The following is a 24,261-nucleotide window of genomic DNA, read 5'->3' on the forward strand; positions in this document are numbered from 1 at the left end:
CTGCCTTGTAATGAACAATCAAATACACATTATTCATCACACGAAAAAAAACCACTATTTATAGGAATATAACCATAATTTACGACAAGAACAAAGATTTTACTTTTCTATAAATAGCCCCTATAAGGCATATAAAAAAACAATCTATTGGCATATTTATCCTGTACAGCTTGCTTAAGGCATCCGAATACCCTATTACAATAAAATCTTTTGTATTTTTGGGTTGAATTAAAAATCTAATACTATGTTGAATATTCTAAAAGTCGGTGTACTATCGACCATTTTAGCAGCTGGTATCTTTAATTACTCTGCCATTCCTGATGAAGGAATGTTCCCATTGAGTGAATTAAGTCGAGCTGGATTGAAAAAAGCAGGCCTAAAAATCAGCGAAAAGGACATTTATAACCCTGGAAAGGTAGGATTAGTTGATGCACTTGTACAAGTAAGTGGCTGTTCTGGTTCATTTGTTTCTCCAAATGGCTTGATCATTACCAACCATCACTGTGCTTTCAGTGCTGTTCAGTTAGCTTCTACCCCGCAGCATAACTATTTGGAAAATGGTTTTGTAGCCAACTCCATGGAGCAAGAGATCGAAGCGAAAGGGTTAACTATCCGCATCACCGATTCTTATGAGGATGTTTCTAATCAAGTATTGGACGCTGTAGCAAATATTACCGATCCTATCGAGCGAATTGATATGATCAATAAAAAGCGTGCTGAATTAGCTAAGCAAGCTGAAGAACAAGATCCTACGATTAAAGCTGAAGTATCTGAAATGTTTATCGGAAAGAGCTATGTACTTTTCCGTTATAAAACTATTGAGGATGTACGTTTAGTATATATTCCTCGCCAGGATATCGGTGAATTTGGTGGTGAAACCGATAACTGGGTATGGCCACGTCATACCGGTGATTTCTCCTTCCTTAGAGCCTATGTTTCTCCAGAAGGTAAATCCGCTAAATACGCAAAGGAAAATGTACCTTACAAGCCTAAAAAGCACTTAAAGATAAACCCTAAGGGAGTCAATGAAAACGATTTTGTATTTATCCTTGGTTATCCTGGTCGTACATTCCGTCACAGACCTTCGCAATACCTAGAGTATCAACAAAAATTCTTATTGCCTTATACTTCTACGCTATATGATTTCCAAAATCAGCAAATGCACAATGCTGGTAAAGATGATAAAGCAACGGAATTAGCATTGGCTACTCGTATAAAGCGTAATGCTAACGTAATGAAAAACTACCGTGGTAAACTAAAAGGTTTACATAACATTGGTTTAGTTGAATCGAAAAAGAAAGAGGATGCGGAATTAGCAAACTTCATTAATAACAACCCGGAGCTTAAAAAGCAATACGGCACTTTAATGCAAGACATCGATAAGCATTATCAAATCGTTTTCCAAGATGCAGAGAAGGAATTATGGTACAATAACATCTATTCTGGAATCCGCACCTTACAAGCTGCTCGATTAGCGAATGGTTTTAAGGATGCTTTAATGAAGGAAAATAATGTTAGCAAACGCAAGGAACTTTTCGATAATAATGTTGCTAATTTCCAAAAACAGTTAGCGGCAATCCATGAAGGTTTCAACCTACAGGTAGATGAAAACATTGCTAATCAAATGTTCGCTCAAGCGGTTCAGTTGAAAGATGATAATAAGCTACCTTTTGTTGAAAAGCATAACTTAAAAACAGCCGATCAAGCAGGTAAGTATATCACGAATGCCATCAAATCTTCCACATTGAACAACCAAGAGAAATTCAATGCTACGGTTTTGAAAAGTGCTGAAGCATTCTTTGCTTATGATGATGACTTGATGAAGTTCCAAAGAGACCTTCAAGCAGAAATCACTCCATTTGCTGCCGAACTAAAACGTAGAGATGGAAACTTAAATAAATTAATGGCAGACTATGTAGCTGTAAAAGAGAAATTCCAATCCAAGAATTTCATTCCTGATGCCAATTCTACCTTGCGCCTAACCTTTGGTAATATCAAAGGATATAGCCCAGTAGATGCAACCTACATGGAGCCATTTACAACTGTACGTGGATTGATAGAAAAAGGAAACTCAGGTGATCCTGAATTCCAATATCCAGCTGCTATTAAAGAAAACTGGTTAAGCAAGAACTTCGGAAATTACTTCCAAAAGAACTTGAACGATGTTCCTGTAAATATTCTATACAATATGGATACTACTGGAGGTAACTCTGGATCTCCAATCATGAATGCCTACGGAGAGCTTATCGGAGTGAACTTTGACCGTGCATACGATGCAACGATCAATGACTTCGCCTGGAATGAAGCCTACAGCCGTTCCATCGGTGTAGACATCCGTTACGTCTTGTGGATTGCCGACAAGATCGACAATGCCAAGTACGTCATAAAAGAACTTGGTGTTTAAAGTAAAAATGCTGCCCTAGGGCAGCATTTTTACTTTAAACTAGATATGAGATAGAAAGGTGATAAGATAAAGGATCTTCAAATATATCTTAATGCGGGCGATGCCTGCATCGCCCCTACAAACGATCGTGAAATTATAATTTTTTATTACCCATTAACGTAGGGTCGAAGCATGCTTCGACCGATTATCAAAATCTATATTATCCTTATAAGATATATACAGATTATTATAAACGGGCAGACATTCCGCTCGTTTTCATCGGGGATAAACCCGTCTTCAAACTCACTCAGTGTTGCCCCTACCTAACGTATTATCTAGACAGCTTGTTATTAGGCGATTAATAGCACCTCATGCGTAGGGGCAATACTGAGCGAAGCGGAATGTTTGCCCGTTTAAAAAAGACGAAAGACCGCTGCGTTGTGTGATTTGAGATATGAAATAGAAAGGTGATAAGATAAAGGATCTTCAAGCTATATCCTAATACGGGCGATGCCTGCATCGACCCTACAAACATTCGTGAAAATATTATTTTTCATTACCAATTACCGTAGGGTCGAAGCATGCTTCGACCGATTATCAAAATCAATAGAAACTAACTTTAAGAAATAGGATAAATACAGAATAATATAAATTCAGATTATTATAAACGGGCAGACATTCCGCTCGTTTTCATCAGGGATAAACCCGTCTTCAAACTCACTCAGTGCTGCCCCTACCATACGTATTATCTAGACAGCTTGTTATTAGGTAATTAATAGCACCTCATGCGTAGGGGCAATACTGAGCGAAGCGGAATGTTTGCCCGCTTAAGAAAGACGAAAGACCGCTGCGTTGTGTGATTTGAGATATGAGATAGAAAGGTGATAAGATAAAGGATCTTCAAACTATATCCTAATACGGTCGATGCCTGCATCGACCCTACAAACATTCGTGAAAATATTATTTTTCATTACCCATTACCGTAGGGTCGAAGCATGCTTCGACCGATTATCAAAATCTAAATTATCCTTATAAAATAAGATATATACTGATTATTATAAACGGGCAGACATTCCGCTCGTTTTCATCGGGGATAAACCCGTCTTCAAACTCACTCAGTGCTGCCCCTACCTAACGTATTATCTAGACAGCTTGTTATTAGGCGATTAATAGCACCTCATGCGTAGGGGCAATACTGAGCGAAGCGGAATGTTTGCCCGCTCAAGTTTTATATATTTAGAATAGTGGTGGATGATAAGATTAAAAGAATTGGATTTCCGGGCGATGTATGCATCGCCTACAGCTTTCCTCACCCCTTTCTATCTCAAATCTCACATCTAACAGCGCAGCGGTCTCACATCTCCTCACGGCTTCTCCTTCGATATCTTCTCAGAATAAGGCAAGTACATTGGCAAAGCTGCAGAACCGTACCATGGATAAATCTTAAAGCTCAACAAACCTGCTTTTACAGCTGGATCGGTATTGACCAATGCTTGTGCTTCTTCAATGGTTTTTAAGTTTTGTAGTATAAATATCCCGCGAAATTGATCGTCATTCTTACCGAATGGACCAGCAATAATCAACTTATTTTCTTTGACCAATTTATCCATATTCTCCATATGTCCACGGAATCCGGTGTTGATAAACTCTTTGTCGGTGGTTTTATTAGATCCGGTTTGGAGTACAACCAGGAAATATGATTTCATACCATAGGCATCGGCACCTAGGCTGTCAGCCAATTTTGCATCATAGCTTGTTGAAGAGGTACTGGTTTTATTTTCGGGATTAACCCGAACCATACGCATGGTGAATTGTCTTTCTCCGCCAAAGACCAAAACCTGAAGAGTATCCTGTGAGATCTTTTGGTAACTTATGCCCTTAGGGAAGCTGTGTTGAGCATTGATAAAAGTATAAGAATTGCCACTTACTGTGCCTGGGAATGAAATTGTTTTGCCTTGGTTCTGATCTAGAACAGTAGCTTTATAGACGAGGATCTCCCCTTCTTGTTGCAGATCCAGGTATTCAGTAACCAGCATCTGACCATTAGACTGTAATTTATAACTGAAACCCTTTAGGTTGCCGTCCAGATTTTTATTCCATTGTTCATAAACTGGCTTACCTTCCTGTTTCCAAAGTCCCTCCAAAAAATAAGGCACTTGAGCAAAAGCTACTTGGCTTATTCCGAAGAATAAGAAGAGTGAAAAAACAAAAACTTTCATAATCCTAAATAATTAGATTACAAACCTAAAAATTTAAGATCATGAAAGTTATATTATTAAATAAAAATTATGCGAATGAAGGCTCTGCTGTGGAGTATTCGTGAATAAACCATTCTACCATCTTCACCATTTTATCACTACCGATAATTAATGGTGTGCGTTGGTGCAATTCCTGCGGGCGTATATCCAAGATTGGCATTAAACCAGTCGTGGCACGACCACCTGCTTGCTCAGCAATAAAAGCTAATGGATTACATTCATACATCAAACGAAGCTTACCATCCGGATATGCCAAAGTATCAGGATATAAAAATATCCCACCTTGAATCATATTACGATGAAAGTCAGCCACTAATGAACCGATATAGCGAGAAGAATACGGTCTACTAGTTTCTTTGTCTTGCTCCTTACAGTATTGAAGGTATTGTTTAATAGCTGTAGAGAACTGGTTATAATTACTTTCATTCACCGAATAGGTTTTTCCGCTTGAAGGAATGCGCAAGTTAGGATGCGACAGGCAGAATTCGCCGATGGATGGATCTAATGTAAAGCCATTCGTTCCTTTCCCAGTGGTATATACCAACATGGTGGAAGAACCATAGATCACATAACCCGCCGCTACCTGTTGCCGTCCTAATTGTTCAAAATCTTCTAAAGTCAATGGACCATCCGTCGTTACTCGCTTATAGATGGAAAATATCGTTCCTATAGATACGTTGGCATCAATATTTGATGAACCATCCAAAGGATCAAAATAAACCATGTATTTACCAACAGGATATATCGATTGCTTGGTTAAATCCAAACCATCTTCATGCTCCTCGGAAGCTAAATAACAGCATTCACCTACTTTTTCCAAGGCATCAATAAAATGGTGGTCAGCGAAGACATCCAATTTCTGTTGTTCTTCACCTTGTACATTTTGTTTTCCCTGCTTGCCTAATATATCAGCAAGACCTGCCTTGTTCACTTCGCGGTGTACGATTTTCGCCGCTAATGATATCGCCTGCAAAAGATGTGTAAATTCACCCTTTGCATTCGGAAATTGAGCTTGTTGTTTACTGATGAACTGCTCTAATGTCTGTATTCCCATGCTCTGTTTTTTAAGACTACTTTACAGCCTCTACAACGTTATATTGTGCATAGTTCTCATCGAACATGCCCTTCAACTTGTTCGCCATTTCATCGTATCCTTCAGGGTTTTCCCACATTTTTTTCGGATTCAATAGATTGCTAGGAACACCGGCACACTCGCGTGGCATTTGCAATCCGAATACCGGATGTGATTCATAACCAGCATCACCTAAGTGATTCTCCATAGCAGAACGAATCAATTGACGTGTATAAGATAACTGAATACGTCTTCCAACGCCGTATGGACCAGCAACCCAACCGGTGTTTACTAACCATACCTGAACATCTGGATGTGAATTAAGTTTCTGTTTCAACATCTCAGCATAGTGCATTGGGTGTAAAGGCATAAACGCCGCACCGAAACATGCTGAAAATGTAGCTGTAGGTGTCATAACGCCAATCTCGGTTCCTGCAACTTTAGCCGTATAGCCATTGATGAAATAAAACATCGCTTGCTCAGGGGTAAGTTTTGAAATCGGAGGCAATACACCAAATGCATCTGCACTTAAAAAGAAAATATGTTTTGGCGATGCACCAAATCCCGTAGGATTTACATTGTCTAAAAATTCAATAGGATAAGAAGCACGCATGTTTTCTGTCAGGCTACGATCGTTATAATCTGCCTCGCGTGTTCCTGGTTTAAACAATACATTCTCCAATAAAGACCCAAAACGAATCGCTTTGAAAATCTGTGGTTCATGTTGATAAGTCAAACCAATAGTTTTGGCATAACATCCACCCTCGAAGTTAAATACTTCGGTTTCTGTCCAGCCATGCTCGTCGTCGCCAATTAGCTTGCGACCTTCGTCTGATGATAGTGTCGTTTTCCCTGTTCCTGAAAGTCCGAAGAATAAAGCCGTGTCTTTATCCTTACCTACGTTTGCAGCACAGTGCATGGTCAATACATTGTGTTTTAGCGGTAGGTAGAAGTTCATGGCACTGAAAATACTCTTCTTAATCTCGCCGGTATATGAAGTTCCGATGATTAGAATCATTTGGCGGTTTAAATCAAGGATTACAACGTTCTTGGTAGGTAATCCTAAGGCTTCATGATCTTCAACTTGCAATTTCGAAGCAACTAATACGGTCCAATCCACTTTCTGCATCTCTTCGACGTCAATATTGATAAACATATTGTTCACGAAGATATCTTGACAAGGGCTCTCAGACACGGTCACTACGTTTTGGGCATAGGATACATGATTACATGCCTGTACGCCACGTACGTACAATGGGAGATCGGAAAGGTATAAGGAAACACGCTGCAACAGAAGATCGAATAGCTCAGGGCTTACAGGTTTATTAACCTTACCCCAGTTAACCGTATCCGTTGTCAGACTGTCCTTAACCAAAAAACGAGACTCTGGTGCGCGTCCCGTAAATTTTCCCGTGTTGAAACTCAATGCTCCTGTATCACTAAGCATTGCTTCCTGTTTTCGAACGGCATGTTCCACCAATTCCGGTACCGGCAATTGGAAGAATACGGGGCCTACTGGTCGAATTCCCAGGGCCTCCAGTTGTGTACTGATTAAGTTTGTCATATATAGGCTTTATTTTGCTGACAAAGCTAGGGATATTTTTAGCTTTAAAAAAAGTAAATTTAGCATATTGTACAATTTACACTTTTGTATATTGTTGAATATCAGTATTTTAAATTCATTTACGCAAATGAAATAAATTTAGCACAGTTTGAGGAAAATTATTATCAAAAACCAAACCTGCGTTTAAATGCAATAGGGCCACTTTTAATAGCTTATGACCCCATAAACTGCTTTTTATCGACTTTTCGTATTGCCTGTTTTTAGCTACAAAATTTAATTTTTTGATTGTGCTAAAATAAATTGACAATATATATCTATAAAATGACAATATATGTTTATATACATCCATCTTCTTATAGAAAGAATAAGCCAAGTTAAAATGACACAATAGGAATAAAACACAACTTTAAAGCACTTTAAAGCCTATAATTCATCTTTTAATTGTCATAAAAAAATAAGCTCTCGCCTTTAATATCAATAAATTGTCATTATGTAACTTTAGTTCTTTACAATGTGGATTTTAAACATGTTATTTGCATTACTTTTTGAACAATAAACGATAATAGTCAAAAAGTAATGAAATGAAAACATATATACTATACTTTAACTTATTGCTCGGAATGTTGCTTAGCTTTCAAGAAACATGGTCACAAGAAATGATCAATGTGAGTGGAAAGGTATTGAACGCTGAAAACTACGAGCCTATTCCCTATGCTTCGATTACAGTAATGGGAGCGGATAAAAATTTAGGGACAAGCAGTAACCAATCGGGAGAGTTCTCGTTGAAAGTTCCTGCCAACTACAAGTCCATTAAGGTCTCGTACGTAGGTTTCGAATCGGAAGAATACCCAATTAAAGCAGGAGAAGCTCAAAACATACGGGTGATGCTTTTCCCTGCAAATAGCATTGAGGAGATCGTAGTAAAAGCACCAAAGCGTTTGAAATATTCCAACAAGAATAATCCAGCGGTAGAATTAATTCGCCAAGTGGTTGCTCATCGTGATCAAAATCGCCTTACTGGACAGAAATTAGCCGAATTTGACCAATATGAGAAAATCAGCTTGGGCTTAAGTAACCTTGATGGAAAATTCAAGAACAAGAAAGTATTCAAGAACTACCAATTTCTATTCCAAGCTGATGACTCAGTAGAAAACAGCTATGTGCTGCCTGCTTATATGGAGGAAAAATTCTCCAAGGTCTACTACCGTAAAGATCCTAACGCGAAGAAACAATATATTTTAGCCGAACGTAAAGCAGAGTTTGACCCAAAATTTGTTGATAATGATGGATTAAGCAAGTATTTCAACAGGTTGTATGATGAGGTGGAGATCTATGATAACAACATCACGATCTTGACCAATCAATTCTTAAGTCCTATCGCTAATGCGGCTCCGACATTTTATCGTTTTTACATTACCGATACCATCAAAACGGTATCACCTATGTTGGTGGAATTAAGTTTTTTCCCAAGAAATAAAACAGATCTACTTTTTAAAGGCAAGCTTTATGTGACACTAGATGGTAATTATGCCGTTCAAAAAGCACAGATGACCATCAATAAGGATGCGAACATCAACTTTGTAGGGGATCTTAATATTGAATTGGGATTTGAAAAAAATGCTGAGAATAAATTCTATTTAAATAAATCGAGCTTAGGAATTGATTTTGCCTTAACGGATAAGGGAAAAGGAATCCGAGGTAAACGCGTGGTTTTAATTAACAATTACCAAAACGGTTTAGAAAGACCGGATAGCATTTATCAGGTTCCAGATAAATATATCGTGAAGCAAGTAGAAGAAGAGCCTGCAAAAGAAGAAAGCTATTGGGCGACTTTACGTCCTGAACCTTTGCAAAGGTCAGAACGTATGATTTATGAAAACATCGATAGCCTTCAGCATATGCCTTCCTTCCGCACCTTAATGGATATTGGCGCATTGGTATTCTCGGGTTATAAACAAGCTGGTCCGGTTGAAATTGGCCCTGTAAACACCTTTTATTCTTACAACCCTGTCGAAGGCTTCCGTCTGCGTGTCGGAGGTAGAACAACAGAATTGCTAAGTAAACGATTCTACATGGAGGGTTATGGCGCTTATGGTTTTGAAGACAAGAAATGGAAATACTTCTTAAGTGGAACGTATTCTTTAAACAATAAGTCGATCTATAAATTCCCACAACATTATGTTCGTGTATCGGCATCTTATGACACCAAAATCCCAGGACAGAATTTAGAGTTCATCCAAGAGGATAACGTATTGCTATCTTTCAAACGTGGAGAAAACCAAAGCTATCTGTACAATCATGTATACCGTGTGGATTACAAGGCAGAGTTCAGCAGTAACTTCTCGGTAACCGCAGGTTTAGGCATGTGGAACCAAAACCCTGCTGGGGTACTCTCCTATCGTTTGCCACAAATGGATGGTGGATTCAAACAGATCAACGAACTAAAGAACACCGAGTTCAATGTGGGATTACGTTATGCTCCACATGAAGAATATTACCAAGGGAAATTGTATAGAACGCCAATTTTCAATGCTTACCCAATCTTTAATTTCAACTACACTGCCGGATTGAAAAATGTATTCGGCGGCGAAAATGCCTACCACACCTTTACAGCTGGTGCATTTAAGCGCTTTTATTTATCGCAATTGGGATATGCAGACATCAATGTAGAAGGTTCATATACCCTAGGGGATAATTTACCTTTCCCAGTGTTGAACATTCACCGAGCAAACCAAACGTATGCATATCAATTACAATCATACAACTTGATGAACTTTATGGAATTCATCTCGGATAAACATGCCAGTTGGAATGTACAGTACTATATGAATGGTTTTATTTTCAATAAAATCCCATTAATCAAGAAATTGAAGATCCGCGAGGTGTTTAGTTTCAAAGGAGTTTATGGTGGATTACGCGATAGCAATAACCCGAGTCTGAACAACAATATTTACAGTTGGCAAACCAATGGTTTAGGCGAGCAATCGTCCTTTACGTTCAGCAACAAGCCTTATATGGAAGTATCGGCTGGTGTTGCGAATATCTTTAAGATACTTCGTGTAGATGTTGTAAAACGTCTAAATTACTTGGATCACCCTGACGCACCACAATGGGGCGTGAGGGCAAGAATAAAATTCGATTTTTAAGTTCTATTGGTTTATATGTTTGAGGAGATGGTCTACGGATCATCTCCTTTTTTATGTTACGGATGAAACAACAGGAATTCAATTCATCGGATTCAAGCATTATATTATTAGAACAGCCAATACTTACGCTGGCTAAACAATCAATAAATAAGCTAGTATTCTGACTTATCTCCTTTGATATTCCCTCCTACTAAGCTCCACTTTGCTTCGAGACTCTAACGGATTTTTCTCGGATCTGAATCGGAACTTGTTCGGATCTCGTTCGCTTCTAACCGAACGAGATCCGAACGAGTTCCGAAGGAGTTCCGAAGGAGATCCGAACAAGTATCAAAGGAAACCCTTGCAAGAGACGATAAGACCACAGACAATAGACAAAAGAAGCTATATTGAAAGTAAAACAAATTACTAGTAAGCATCTACATATGTTCAAGTATAAATCAACTCAATAACCTCTATAAACTATTTGACTATCAGCTTATTACAAAAGTTATTATTGCAATTTCTTAAAAAAAGATAAGTTTTTATCCAATTTGTCCTTATTTACAAACAAAAACAGGGATAAGATGATTTATTCAAAGTACATTCTTCTCAATTACGGAATTCCCAAATTCAGGGGAGTTTTGTTAAATAAAAAACAATAATTGATAAAAAATGAATAATTTCTTGGAATAGAACATCCTATGTTTTACATTTGTGACATTATTAATATGTTGATCACTCGCACATACCATCACATTTTTCATCATCGCCATTGTGGCGATATGAATTAGTATGGCTTCTACGCGAAGCGAGAACTCCCCCCGGATCATTATTGGTATTAATAATTTACTTACATCAAAAACCGTCATTTTGAAAAATCTTAAAATTGCTATCCAGAAATCGGGTAGACTTAACGAAAAATCTGTACTTCTTTTAAAAAACTGTGGACTAGACTTTGAAAACTATAAAAGTTCACTTATAACTACTGTTGCTAACTTCAACTTGGAAATTCTTTTCCTTCGGGATGATGATATCCCAGGATATGTGGAGCAAGGAATTGCAGATTTGGGCATCGTTGGTGAAAACGTAATTGATGAGACACAAGCGAAAGTTCAATATTTACAACGATTAGGTTTCGGTAGATGCACATTGAAATTGGCTATTCCCAAAGATTCCGCAATCGACAGACTTGAAGACCTTAATGGCAAATCCATCGCTACCTCCTACCCAAATATCCTACAAAATTTCTTAGACGAGTATAAAATCCAAGCGGACATACAAGAGATCTCCGGATCGGTAGAAATTGCGCCGGGATTAGGTTTGAGTGATGCCATTTGCGATATTGTTTCCACTGGTGGAACTTTAAAGAACAATGGTTTAAAACCATTTGTAGATGTTAGAAGTTCGGAAGCTATCTTAATTGGTCGCGAAGGTTTAGCAGAAAACCCCATTATCTGTGAGCTTTTACAGCGCATTCAATCGGTATTACGTGCCAAAGAAACGAAGTATGTGGTATTAAACGTGGAGAAGAAAAATTTGAGTCAAATCACTGATTTACTGCCAGGTGTAAAGAGCCCAACGGTTGTTCCATTGGCTGAAGAAGGATGGGTGGCTGTACATACTGTTATTTCGGAAGATGATTTTTGGGATAAAATCAATAAATTGAAGGCGGCAGGCGCGCAAGGTATTGTGGTAATGCCTGTCGAGAAAATCATTATGTAATATGCTCAAGACATACAATTATAAAGAATTAACAGCCGATCAACTTCAGCAATTGCTGGATCGAAATACCGATCCAAATCACGCAATTCAGGATACGGTATCTCAAATCATACAGGAAGTGCGCACGCATGGTGATCAAGCATTAAAAGCTTATGCCAAGCAGTTTGACAAGGTAGATTTGGAGAAATTGTATCTGGATGCTGATGAAATTGAAGAATTGGCGATGGGAATTTCCAGGGATCAAATGCGAGCTTTGGAAATTGCTTTTCAGAATATATATAAGTTCCACCAAACCCAATTAAAACGCGAACGCGTAGTGGAGACCATGCCTGGCGTAAAATGTTGGCGCGAGGTTCGTCCAATCGAAAAAGTCGGTTTATATATACCTGGTGGATCAGCCGTCTTGCCAAGCACCTTATTGATGCTCGGTATCCCTGCGAAGATTGCCGGATGTAAAGAAATCGTGGTATGTTCCCCTCCTCAAAACAATGGAAAAATCAATGGTTTTGTGGCTTACTGCCTCCGCTTACTGAAGATCGAAAAAATATACTTGGTTGGTGGTGCACAGGCTGTAGCTGCCATGGCATTCGGAACGGAAAGTATCCCTAAAGTCAATAAGATTTTTGGCCCGGGGAATCAGTTTGTCACCAAGGCTAAGAGCATTGTTCAAGGCATTTCGGATGTCAGTATTGATATGCCTGCCGGTCCTTCTGAGGTATTGGTGATCGCTGATGATTCTGCTAATCCTGCCTATGTTGCAGCTGATTTATTGGCTCAGGCAGAGCATGGAAGTGATAGCCAAGCAATCTTGGTGTGCACTGATAAAGCCATAGCGAAAGCTGTTGAAAAAGAGGTTGAAAGTCAATTGCAGGTTTTGCCAAGACGTGAATTAGCGGAAAAAGCTATGGATAATTCCTATATCATTTTGGCGGACAGCTTGGAAGAAGCCATGCAATTTTCGAATGCTTATGCTCCTGAACACCTGATCTTGGAAACCAATGAATGGAAACCACTGATCAATAAAGTATTAAATGCTGGATCGGTATTTTTGGGTCACTTGACACCGGAAAGTGCCGGGGATTATGCCTCAGGAACGAACCACACCCTGCCAACATCGGGATATGCACGCTCCTATTCTGGGGTTTCGGTAGATTCCTTTGTCAAAAAGATTACCTTTCAACAAATTGATGAGCAAGGTTTGCAACAAATCGGTTCAACTGTAGAAATACTCGCTGAGCTGGAAGGACTGCAAGCACATAAAAACGCTGTTTCTATTCGGTTGAAGGATCGAAAATAAGACATCAAAAAAGGGAGAACATACTTAGATGATCTCCCTTTTTTGTGTTATTATTTTTTCTTTTTGCCTTTTTTAGATTTACTGTCATTGGTATCACCAACGATTTTATGGTAAATTTCAGCAAAAGCCTTTTTCAATTTTTTCATGGTTTTGCCTTCATTTTTATCTTTTTTAGGCTCCTTTTTGTCTTTTGCTTTCACTTCAACTTTCTTAGCTTTTTTCTTCTTCACGTCTTTTTTCACCTTCACTTCAGCTGATTTAACTTTCTTCACTTTTTTCTTGTCCTTATCTTCTTTTTTAGCTTTTCCTTTAGAATCGCTTGATTTAGGAACGGTCTCTTTATAAGATGCTTCCTTTTCGATTTTCTTCGCTTCTACTGGACTAGGTTTTTCAGCGATCGGTGCCACAGTAGCTTTGGTCGTCTTCAATTTGCTACTTGAAGATTTTGCTTTTGCCGTTTTTGTTGCAGCAGCTGCTGGTTTATTTGCTGCAGTAGCAGTTTTTGGAGTTGAAGCTGATGCTTTAGTTGCTGTCGCTGTAGTAGCGGTAGTTTTTGTTTCCAATTTTGCTGGAGTAGCTGCTTTTGCTGGGCTGGCAGTTTTAGCAGTAGTAGCAGGTTTTGCTGCTGCAGCTGGTTTACTAGCGGTTGCTGGTTTAGCAGCAGGCGTAGCTTTGGCAGCTGGCTTTGCCGCTGGCGCTGTTTTAGCCGCACTAGCCGCAGGTTTTGCTGGAGCCTTAGCAGATGTCGCCGGAGCCTTTTGAGCCGCAGCAGGGGCAGCTTTTGCAGCTGTAGTTGAAGTTGCAGGCTTAGCAGCTGCTGTAGTTCTCGTACTTGTTGTTTTTGATGCTACAGGTTTCTTCGTTACCGGAGCTTTTGCAGGAGTTTTTGCAGCGGTTGCTGGAGTTGCCGCTTTATCTTTTTGTTCTTCCACAGCAGTTTCTGCGGAATTGTTTTTAATTGTTGGTTCTGCCATTTCTTTTATTTATTAGTGTAGAAATCTGTTAATTTTTGACGCCTAAGTCCAAATATTTTCTCGAGACGTAAGCTAATATGCTGAATTAAGTTAAATTCATTGAGCATAAAACCTTGAATATAATCATTTTGTTTTCAAAAAACGTTATTTTAAACCAATAAATGCAATTTTAGTCGAAGAATATGATTACTTTTGTAATCCTACATAACTTGGGGTCGACCGGAATTGACAGGATAGCGATGGTTATGTAAGCATGCAGTGCATTGTTAGTCTAGCACTTTAATCTGAACTTTCAACTTTACAACTGGCGAAGAAAACTACGCCTTAGCTGCTTAAGTTAGACTTAACATAGCTATTTGTCCCGTTAGATCCTGTTCTTTGGTCTAACAGCAGGGGCATCGAACAATAGAACTGGTCAGGGCGACTCTGCTAAACCTTGACGAGAAACAGCAGATACGGAGAACGGTATAGGTAAGCGACTCACCTTCCCTCTCCCGACAACTAAAGAGAAGCTAAGCATGTAGAAAGCGTAAATCATACTATGTTTGGACGAGGGTTCGAATCCCTCCGGCTCCACAGGAAACAAAAGCTCAACGAAAGTTGGGCTTTTTTTTGTGGTGCCGGAGGGATGAGAACTAGCGCTGGCCAGGGTTCGACCCGTAGGGGTTTCAGGGTTTGAGTACGGGGATGTGGGGCTGAAACAATCCCGAGGGATTTACAATCAATAATGGTAATCAATCAGTTGCAAAGCTTACATCGTAAAATACACCACCTTTACAGTGGTGCATATATTATTTTATTAAATTTTTCAATATTCTGATTTTGCTTCGACTACAATAGTAATCTCTTGCAAATACATCTCTTTATATGTTGTGGACTTTCTTACATTATTATAAAGTATCGCTGGCGAAAGTGCCTCCTGCATAATTTCAATAACTTCATTTGATTCTTCATCTTCCAAAACCAACTCAGATGGATAAACAAAATAACAGGGAATTATATCATTCTACTTATGCTCTGTAATGAGATAAAAATTGGTTAATCGTGTAAATGATAGGAAAACTAGATCTAAATAAATTACAACAATGCCCTTCAAGATATGATAATCATAGAGATACATATAGTTTTTAGATAGTTACTTTAATCTTCTATGAGTTGACAATTTAAAACCGGTTGGAACTGGCTTAAATTTACTGCCGTTTTTTGTTGGTGAAATATTGTAATTTTGAAATTCTCTCAATGATTTTGTTTCCAATTTGGCTATAACAAAATAATCCACCTCTCCTCCTCTTACTCTTGCTACATCTCTTCTATGATCATCCTTATATGGACCACGTAACCGAGTGTCTCCATAGCAACGATTATTCACTTGAACAATAAAAGCATGCAGATCATTCGAAGTAGCCTCAATCAACGAATTGTAATAAACTAAATCCTGGTTCCATTCTAACAAAAATAGGGCGTCTATCTCACCTCTTAAACTCGCTCTGTAGTCTAAATTCAGAAACTCATTACATATGAGGCTAGAAAAAGAAAAATGTGGATATCTTATTATATATTTGTCTGAATTTATAGAAATCAAACTCAATCCTTCAACATTTTGTAGATCTTCAACCTCATGTATTGCACCTATAGCCTTTTCTTGAATCAACTGTAGATGAAATATGGTTTTCCCTTGTTTAATGGGAAGCAAATAAACCATTCTATTGATGGCTGTATTGTTCACCCTATCATATTTATAATCTATTCCAGAAATAAAAATAACACTACTCTGTCTGATCATCCTATGTATCTGAGATACGGAAAACTCAGACAAACATAATTCTGGAAAGACAATAACATCACATTTAACCTTACTCCTCAGAATTTCATTCATTAGGTGATATAATCGACTCCAACGAGTTAGATCGGACTCTGATATCCCCTTGACACTTTTACACCAACTATCATATTCCAGTAAATAACTAGACAACGCTACTCTCGGATCTTCTTTTGTAATCCCCGAGATTTTAATTTCATATCCATTTTCGATATGAGTAATGTCAGGATATACAATAGGTCTATCATATACCTTACATAAACTTTCAAAAAAAACCTTATTGGTAATAAAATTTTCTACTGCTTGCGAAATACTAAATAAAGACAGTGGCCTCGTATAGAAAAAGAAACCAAAATAGCAATTTTGCTTATCAATTCGAGTTAGTAACAAATCTTTGTTGTTAATAATTTGGTTGAATTTACAATCTAGGGCGACTTTCAATCTTTGATAGTCCCCATTATATAATGGGCATTTGACATCATCGCTATTTAATAGCCGCTCTAATACAAATCCGTGAGTGGAAAAAACAGATCCTAGTGGCAAAAAATGCATATCCGCTAAAAAATATTTCAAACTCTCGCCATTATAACCTTTGGAAGAATACTCGTTAAAAAAATTAAACCCAACAATTTTTGCTTCATGAATTACCTGATCAATGTAATCCGCCATCTTAGAGGAAAGGTTCAAGGTTCCGTTTACGTCATGGTCGCATTGCAAACCTCTTAATTCAAGACATAGCCAATTTAATGAGCTCTCGACAGTCCTCAACAAATATTCATTTTGAGAAAACACGACTAATTTCAAAAATCGAGGAAGATATTGTATATAGTCACTAATGGTGAATGGCTCAACAATTACAGAATTTACAATATCGGTAAGCTTTTTAATAGCGTCTTTCCAAAATACTACTGGGTGATCAATGGCATAAAACTCAACTGTACTGATGTAATGCGCAAATTTCAATCTTCTTACACTAACTCCATCTGCTTTACGAAGACTATTCGTAGCTTCGATCCCATTGACTGAAGCCGTCAAAATCTCCTCTGAAAGACTCTCAAGCGCCTCTCCATTTTCAGGGACAAATCTCCACTCACTACTATTCTTATTTAGTTCTTCCTCAATATCCTTAATTAGATTCTTCCCATATTTACCATCTAAGTAGAAAAATTTTTCTTTATCTGTGTTAAAACTTAAATTTGAAACACCAGCATTAATTAAAGACAAACTAACCAGATTATTTTCATTCTCAATTTTCAAGGGGATACGGATTTTTAAGTAATTCCAAAATGCATCCCTACTATCAATCTTTGAATTACTTTTTAAAACTAAAAAAAGATCGTCTACATATCTTCCATAATATACTGGAGAGAGCTCTTCTTCCACTTTGGTATCTAATTCCTTTAAGATAAGGTTAGCCAGAACCTTCGAAAAAGCCAAGCCAATAGGAAGCCCAACATGCTTTAAGGCATATTGTTCTTTTATGTTTTCAGACAAACTTAAATAGACTTTAGTACTCCAACTATCAATTAACTCAAATACTTTCACCGAAAGTATTTTCATTTCCTCCGTAAAATGAACATCTGAAGATAAGTTAGAGTAAAAACTCTCATTTTTTAAAATGCTGTAATCAACATTGTGATAAAAAGACCGAATATCGGCAGTTACTGCTATTACTCCCTTTTTATTATCAAACTCCTTTTTGATAGCATCTATTCCGTTAGTTTGCCATTTTCTATAGTCTGACAAATAATTCGTAAACAACTGTATTCCCTTACCTTCAAAAGATGTCTGATCCAATCTTGTACCGTAGCACGATTTAGATAATTGTGCCTCATAATTCCTTGCAACTTTATTAATCCAAATTATTGACACTAAGTGTGTATGAATAGACAAGTCTGAGACAATTCTAAATTTGACACTTTTAATGTTTTTATTTACTGAATTCCACCTCTGCTTCACATCTGTAAAAATCAACCCTCCATTGTCAGCATCATAGTCTTTTATTATGGTAAAGTAGCTATCTATATTTAGCCAAGTAGCAGAATTTGTTGGAGAATTTAAAAAATTCAAAACTTGTTTAATATTATTTTCGAAAGACTCTTCAAAATCAACTATTTTCTTAGCACAAATCTGTAGATTCTCATGAAATAAATATGGTTTAAGCTGTTTGTATGCCGTTATTACATCGTCTCTATTTGCAATCATCTTTATTACTATAATTTAATTGTACACCACAATTATGAGCAAAAAATCATTGTTAACAAGAAATATGAAAAATCTTGGTTAAACACATTGCAATATCTGAAATTTTATCAATATAAGATTGATAAAATCTTGCATTCTTAGTAAAGAATATTTATTCTTGGTATTGAATATAATTAGAAAAAAGTATATTAATTAATTCTGAAAACTTATGTATGAAAATATCTAAATTAAAAATAAAAGGATACAAATCTTTCGGGTTCACAGAAGTATCACTTTCTTTAGAAAATAAACTAACCGCATTCATAGGTTTGAACAGTGCAGGAAAAACCACTGCGCTCGAAGCACTTAAGAAACTTTTCGGTGCGTCTTTAGCTGATAGAGAATTAACTAGACAAGATTTTCATATCGGCAAGAATGAGAATCCTGAGACTATAAATGAAAGGAATCTATCTATTGAGGTAAGAATAGACTTTTCAGAAGAAGAGCAAGACGCAGTACCACATTTTTTTTCCGAAATGGTAGTAGATGATGAAGGTAAAGATCCTTATTTACGTATCAGACTTGAAGCTTCGTGGAATAAATCTACACTTAGTCCTTTAGGTGAAATTGAAGTAAAAACATACTTCATCAATGTCGCTGAGGGAGAGGAAGATACCGATGAAAACAAAAAGATATTCCCAAATCATTATAGAAATCTAATACAGGTATTGTATGTTCCTGCGATAAGAAGACCTGGGGAACAATTAAAATATGCTTCGGGAAGCATTTTATATAGGGTATTAAGAAAAATAAAATGGGACGATGAATTTAAAGAAGAGTTTGATACCAAAATAGCCGAAGTAAATGATCAATTTAAAAGATTACCAATATTTAATACTGTACAAACATCGATCACTAATTTCTGGCAAAAGTTTCATAAGGATGAAAGATACAAGGATAGCTCACTAGAATTTGGAGGTAGTGATTTCGATTCAATACTTAAAAAACTTGAGATTTCATTTAGTCCTACTGGTACCCATAAAGCGTTTGGAGTAGATGATCTAGGAGAAGGATACCGTTCTTTATTTTACCTGACATTGGTCTGTTCATTGTTGGACATTGAGGAAAAACTAATCGAGAATGATGATGAAGAGGTCATTGGACAAACTAGTCCATTATTGACTATACTAGCTATTGAAGAGCCTGAAAATCATATTGCTCCCCAATTGCTGGGAAGAGTAACAACGATATTAAAAACTATTGCTGAGAAAGAAAATTCCCAAGTTGTAATGTCTTCCCATACACCATCTATAGTTAAACGAGTAGAACCAGAGTCAATACTTCATTTTAGAATAACTCAAGAATATTATACTGAGGTAAATAAAATACTACTACCTAAAAAAACTGAAGAAGCTTACAAATATATCAAAGAAGCTGTGCAAAATTATCCGGAAGTCTATTTTGCTCGTTTGGTAGTAATAGGAGAAGGTGATAGTGAAGAAGTAATATTTAACAGATTGATGAATGTAATGGATGTTGATTTTGATGACAATATTATCACATTTGCTCCGCTAGGGCATCGCTTTGTAAATCATATATGGAAACTACTTAGTACATTAAATATTCCTTATATCACACTTCTTGATCTTGATACAGAAAGAGATGGCGGAGGATGGGGACGAATTAAATATGCTCTAAAACAACTACTAGAAATTGGAATAAATAGAGATGGACTACTATCGACAACAACTGGGGTATTAAGCGATGAAGTATTGAATGAAATGCACACATGGGAGTTAAAGGGTAGTATCAATAATTTACATGCTTGGATTAACAGACTTAAAGAATTTGATGTATTCTACTCCTCTCCTCTTGATCTTGACTTCTTAATGTTAACTCACTACCCTGATTTTTATAAATCAGCTATCCCAAAAGGAGGAGGTCCGCAAATACCAGATAAAGAAGAAAACTATGAAGGTTTTATAAAGAAACTTAATACGGCAATTCAAGCCACTCTCAAATCGGAAAATGCTACAGCTGAAACCTATTCAGAAGAAGAAAAAGAGTTAATGATTTGGTATAACTATCACTTTCTAGGCCGGGGAAAACCTACTACCCATATACAGACATTAGCTTCAATGCCTGATAAGGAAATAAAGAATAATATACCTCCAGTATTCTCGGAGATATTTGAGAAGATCTCTATCATACTTAAGAACAGTGAAGTATGAGAAAAATAGCAAAAGAAAGTTGGATACCTGCAGATGGAATGCAGCTTGAAGCAAACGCTATGAGTATTGCCACTACCTCTGGAAATCATCTTATAGTAGCTGGTCCAGGTGCTGGTAAAACTGAACTATTGGCGCAAAAAGCTAGCTATTTACTACAAACAAATACTTGCTCATTTCCTCATCGAATACTTGCTATAAGTTTTAAAAGAGATGCCGCCTTCAATTTAAAGGAACGCGTTAGATTACGTTGTGGAGAAGAGTTATCAAGGAGATTTGACTCATTAACATTTGACTCCTTTGCAAAGCATATATTCGATAGGTTCAGACAAGCTTTACCCAATAAATACAAATTGAACGGTGACTATGACGTGGTTTTAGCTGATCAGACTATATTTGACTACTACTATAACGAAGATTTACATTTTTTCAATACAACAGGAAAGGAAAAAATTCTTAATATACATAATGACAAACTTCCACACAGAATAACCAATCGCGGAGAGGAAATTCGAGATAGCGTATGGCACAAGATGCTACAAGCCTCGCCTTCGAAACTCTCTTTCAAGATGATTATGCAGCTAGCAGAATTAATCGTCGCTTCAAATCCAAAAATAAAGAAGTACTTACAACAAACTTATCAGTTTGTTTTCCTAGACGAATTCCAAGATACCACTGAATTACAATACGATTTATTCAAAACATGTTTTCTAAATAGCAGGAGTTACTTCACTGCTGTCGGAGACGATAAACAACGCATTATGCTTTGGGCCGGAGCAAAAAACAATATATTTGAAGATTTCATTACAGATACGAAAGGAACTCGAGTTCCTTTGAATATGAATTTTCGCTGTGCCCCTCGTTTAGTGTCATTACTAAACCATCTTACCAAACATTTGCTTCATAAAAGTGACTTCGCGACACCTTCGCCAAAATGGAGACCTGATGAAGGAGAATGTTCAGTATTAATATTTGAAAACCCAGAAGATGAGATGCAGTCCATTTTCCTTGATATAAAAAGATGGACAGAAACAGATGGTGTCAACCCTCGGGATATATGCATTCTTGTAAAACAGCAATTGAACAATTATGTGGGTAATTTAATTGAATATTTTAATCAAAATGGAATTAAGGCTCGGGACGAAAACAAATTTCAAGACCTATTAACTCAAGAAGTTTGTTTATACATTATTAACATGCTTTACAATATATTTAGCAAGAAAAAAGAGAACGATACTAGAAAAGAAATCTTCAACTTCCTGAGTAATCTGCATACTGAAATGGAAGACAACCAATTACTTCAATTGGATACTAAGCTCTCCAAATTTATAAGTAAATTTAAAAAAAAACACTCTAAAAAAGAAGTAAATCAAGATGAGATAATAAACCTAATTGAATATATAGTAGAGTTTGCTGATAAAGATCGAATACAAAGTGGTTCTCCTCAATACAAAAACAAAGCTCTTCTCAATCAACATATCAAAGAAGTCGAAGATTTACTTATCAGCTATTTTTCAACAACTAAAGATATCATTCTAGCTTTGGACATGCTATTGGGAAAAGATACTATTCCCGTTATGACAATACATAAAAGCAAAGGTTTAGAATACCATACAGTGATATTCATCGGTCTAGAAGACGGTGCATTCTGGTCCTTTGACGCACAGCCAGATGAAGATAAATGTACTTTCTTTGTTGCACTTTCAAGAGCTAAAGAACGTGTTGTTTTTACTTTCAGTCACAAAAGACAAGGTAAATTCGGACTTAGAGAACAATCTTATAATAAAATTCAGGTTCTCTTTCAAGAGTTAAATAAGTCGGGGGTCGTTTCATTTGAATCGAGGGTAAAAAATCAACAATAGTTCTTAGAGAATTACCATAATACACTTGCAGACAAACAAAAAAGAAAATGAATGAATTATTATCTCCAAAGTATCAGATGCAGCTTGTGCAACAAGTGGATGATAAAATATGGGAAGAATACAAAACCTATAAAGATGTACTATTCTACATCAAAAAATGGCATGAAAAAGAACCCTCGTACTATCAAAATGATAGATCTTGGGAAAATTTTTATATCAGCTATTTAGACAAAAAATAGATTTGAAGACCACTCTTCATAATATGAACGGAGATATTCTCCTTAAAATCGCTATTGACATAACATTTAAATCAACAATAGTTAACTCATTATTTTTTATCTTTACCCTAATAAATTTATTGAACAAAATTGCCTAAGCTATCCTTATGGTTTGACTGAATCTGCGATCTCATTATTTTGAAGAGCTACTTGATAAGTAGTTTTCTATCTAGATAGAACCCAAAAAAATTATAACACTGAAAAACTCAAAAAACTATTTGAAAGTTTAAAAAATAAAGGAATCAAGATTTAGTGCCATTGTCCAATCTAATCAGAAAGTTTTCAGTAAATTCCTAAATACACAATACATTCATATTACTAGCGATTTCTTTGAAGAAAACATCAAGATTCATGTTAATATATTGCGCGTAAAAATGCCCTAATAGGCCAGTCAAATAGGGCTGCAAATTTATAAGTTACTTCCAAAAACACTTAATAATTCTATCAATTTGACTAGATATAAATCTTTGTCGAGTTGATGGACTACCTAAAGGATATACACTATGGGAAACCGTAAAAACCAAATTTTATTATTTTCTAAATTTGGTAATTGATTAACCTATTACAAGAAATTATGATTTTTAGAACTGCAACTATATTAGCACTAATTGGATCAATATTAAATCTAGTAGCTAAATTCTATAGTTTATACAAGGTTTTCTCATTAAAAGACAAGTATGGAAATCCATATTACATGGATAATCAAATGGGTGTCCTAATGGAAATTTTTAAATTATTATTTTGTGTATCAATAGTAATATTCTTTTATACACTTTTAAAAAACCAAAAAAAATAAATTATGGAAAATGTTAATGAGGTATTAGGAATAGAGGAAAATCCAGATCTATCACCCGAAACAAATAACGATAAAAAAATTGATGAATCATTTTTAAAAATTGCTGCATATATCATCCTAGGTGTAGGAGTGATAGCTTTTATTAGATTATTATTAATCGCACTTGAGCTTGAGAGTTGGCTATTCTTTTATTACAGTATCGGATCTATAGTATCATCTATTGGAACATATGCGCTATTCAAAGTAATAGCAAATATTTCAAATTCGTTAAAAGAAATAGCAAGTACAAATAGTATCAAATAAAATTAATAAGTGGTCTATATGGCTGATAATCTTCTCAATGAAGTATTGACCAAATGTATAGTCCAAATTGTTTCCAAGAGATTCTAGGCTCTATGGATACCATTGACCGTAATGATAATAAAAGGAGCCCAAATATCTTTGGTACTATTATTTCTACCATCTATTCACAACAGAGAAAACCAAAGTCATTATGAATGATCTGATGAAATAAAAAGAAATAGGCTCTCAAGCTTCATTACAATATGCCAATTTCCAAACTATTTTTATACAAGCTTAGCGATTGTCTTGGCTAAGTACTGTGTTCTAAAAGTGTGAATTATTTTACTTCATTAACCCTTTATCGAAAATCTCTATCTTCACTTTGAAGAAGTGAGGATATTGATTATTATATATCCA

The 24,261-nt window shown here is 36.4% G+C and carries 13 protein-coding genes and 1 other RNA gene; 9 read left to right on the forward strand and 5 right to left on the reverse strand.

What is annotated here, in order from left to right; translation table 11 throughout:
* Window positions 1–244 precede the first annotated feature (244 nt).
* Window positions 245–2,404 carry a S46 family peptidase gene (locus ABD676_RS09130; RefSeq protein ID WP_344674361.1) on the forward strand — a complete coding sequence of 720 codons (2,160 nt, stop codon included), beginning with the start codon at window positions 245–247 and terminating at the stop codon, window positions 2,402–2,404.
* A gap of 1,343 nt (window positions 2,405–3,747) precedes the next feature.
* Here ABD676_RS09130 and ABD676_RS09135 read toward each other — a convergent pair.
* From ABD676_RS09135 to pckA, 3 genes are all read right to left on the reverse strand, one after another.
* Window positions 3,748–4,602, reverse strand: coding sequence for a DUF6265 family protein (locus ABD676_RS09135; RefSeq protein WP_344674362.1), 855 nt, complete (start codon window positions 4,600–4,602; stop codon window positions 3,748–3,750).
* Between the two features lie 67 nt (window positions 4,603–4,669).
* On the reverse strand, window positions 4,670–5,695 hold the full coding sequence (gene fbp, locus ABD676_RS09140; protein WP_344674363.1) for a class 1 fructose-bisphosphatase: 1,026 nt from the start codon (window positions 5,693–5,695) through the stop codon (window positions 4,670–4,672).
* A 16-nt stretch (window positions 5,696–5,711) separates the two neighbouring features.
* Complete coding sequence (gene pckA / locus ABD676_RS09145; RefSeq protein ID WP_344674364.1) at window positions 5,712–7,277, reverse strand: phosphoenolpyruvate carboxykinase (ATP); 1,566 nt, start codon at window positions 7,275–7,277, stop codon at window positions 5,712–5,714.
* A gap of 581 nt (window positions 7,278–7,858) precedes the next feature.
* Here pckA and ABD676_RS09150 point away from each other — a divergent pair.
* The 3 genes from ABD676_RS09150 (at window position 7,859) to hisD (ending at window position 13,421) form a co-directional block, all read left to right on the forward strand.
* On the forward strand, window positions 7,859–10,423 hold the full coding sequence (locus ABD676_RS09150; RefSeq protein WP_344674365.1) for a DUF5686 and carboxypeptidase-like regulatory domain-containing protein: 2,565 nt from the start codon (window positions 7,859–7,861) through the stop codon (window positions 10,421–10,423).
* A gap of 849 nt (window positions 10,424–11,272) precedes the next feature.
* Window positions 11,273–12,124 (forward strand): ATP phosphoribosyltransferase, encoded by an 852-nt coding sequence (gene hisG, locus ABD676_RS09155; RefSeq protein WP_344674366.1) that lies wholly within the window; start codon window positions 11,273–11,275, stop codon window positions 12,122–12,124.
* Window position 12,125: 1 nt separating this feature from the next.
* Window positions 12,126–13,421 (forward strand): histidinol dehydrogenase, encoded by a 1,296-nt coding sequence (hisD, locus tag ABD676_RS09160; RefSeq protein ID WP_344674367.1) that lies wholly within the window; start codon window positions 12,126–12,128, stop codon window positions 13,419–13,421.
* Window positions 13,422–13,471: 50 nt separating this feature from the next.
* On the opposite strand, the gene ABD676_RS09165 is transcribed toward hisD, so the two are convergent.
* Window positions 13,472–14,395 carry a hypothetical protein gene (locus ABD676_RS09165; protein WP_344674368.1) on the reverse strand — a complete coding sequence of 308 codons (924 nt, stop codon included), beginning with the start codon at window positions 14,393–14,395 and terminating at the stop codon, window positions 13,472–13,474.
* A 211-nt stretch (window positions 14,396–14,606) separates the two neighbouring features.
* On the opposite strand from ABD676_RS09165, the gene ssrA reads away from it, so the two are divergent.
* Window positions 14,607–14,974, forward strand: a transfer-messenger RNA (tmRNA) gene (gene ssrA, locus ABD676_RS09170).
* Between the two features lie 556 nt (window positions 14,975–15,530).
* On the opposite strand, the gene ABD676_RS09175 is transcribed toward ssrA, so the two are convergent.
* Complete coding sequence (locus tag ABD676_RS09175; RefSeq protein ID WP_344674369.1) at window positions 15,531–18,419, reverse strand: RNA-directed DNA polymerase; 2,889 nt, start codon at window positions 18,417–18,419, stop codon at window positions 15,531–15,533.
* 212 nt (window positions 18,420–18,631) lie between these two features.
* Between ABD676_RS09175 and ABD676_RS09180 the strand changes: the two genes are divergently transcribed.
* The 4 genes from ABD676_RS09180 to ABD676_RS09195 all read left to right on the forward strand — a co-directional run bounded on the left by ABD676_RS09180 (window position 18,632) and on the right by ABD676_RS09195 (window position 23,865).
* On the forward strand, window positions 18,632–20,629 hold the full coding sequence (locus ABD676_RS09180; protein ID WP_344674370.1) for an ATP-dependent nuclease: 1,998 nt from the start codon (window positions 18,632–18,634) through the stop codon (window positions 20,627–20,629).
* Window positions 20,626–22,488, forward strand: coding sequence for a UvrD-helicase domain-containing protein (locus tag ABD676_RS09185; protein ID WP_344674371.1), 1,863 nt, complete (start codon window positions 20,626–20,628; stop codon window positions 22,486–22,488). The genes ABD676_RS09180 and ABD676_RS09185 overlap by 4 nt, the downstream gene beginning before the upstream one ends.
* A gap of 47 nt (window positions 22,489–22,535) precedes the next feature.
* Window positions 22,536–22,727: a hypothetical protein gene (locus ABD676_RS09190; RefSeq protein WP_344674372.1), complete on the forward strand. Its 192-nt coding sequence runs from the start codon at window positions 22,536–22,538 to the stop codon at window positions 22,725–22,727.
* Window positions 22,728–23,565: 838 nt separating this feature from the next.
* Window positions 23,566–23,865 (forward strand): hypothetical protein, encoded by a 300-nt coding sequence (locus ABD676_RS09195; RefSeq protein WP_344674373.1) that lies wholly within the window; start codon window positions 23,566–23,568, stop codon window positions 23,863–23,865.
* The last annotated feature ends 396 nt before the right edge of the window (window positions 23,866–24,261 follow it).

The organism is Sphingobacterium kyonggiense (genome assembly GCF_039536825.1).
GTDB classification, from domain to species: Bacteria; Bacteroidota; Bacteroidia; order Sphingobacteriales; family Sphingobacteriaceae; genus Sphingobacterium; species Sphingobacterium kyonggiense.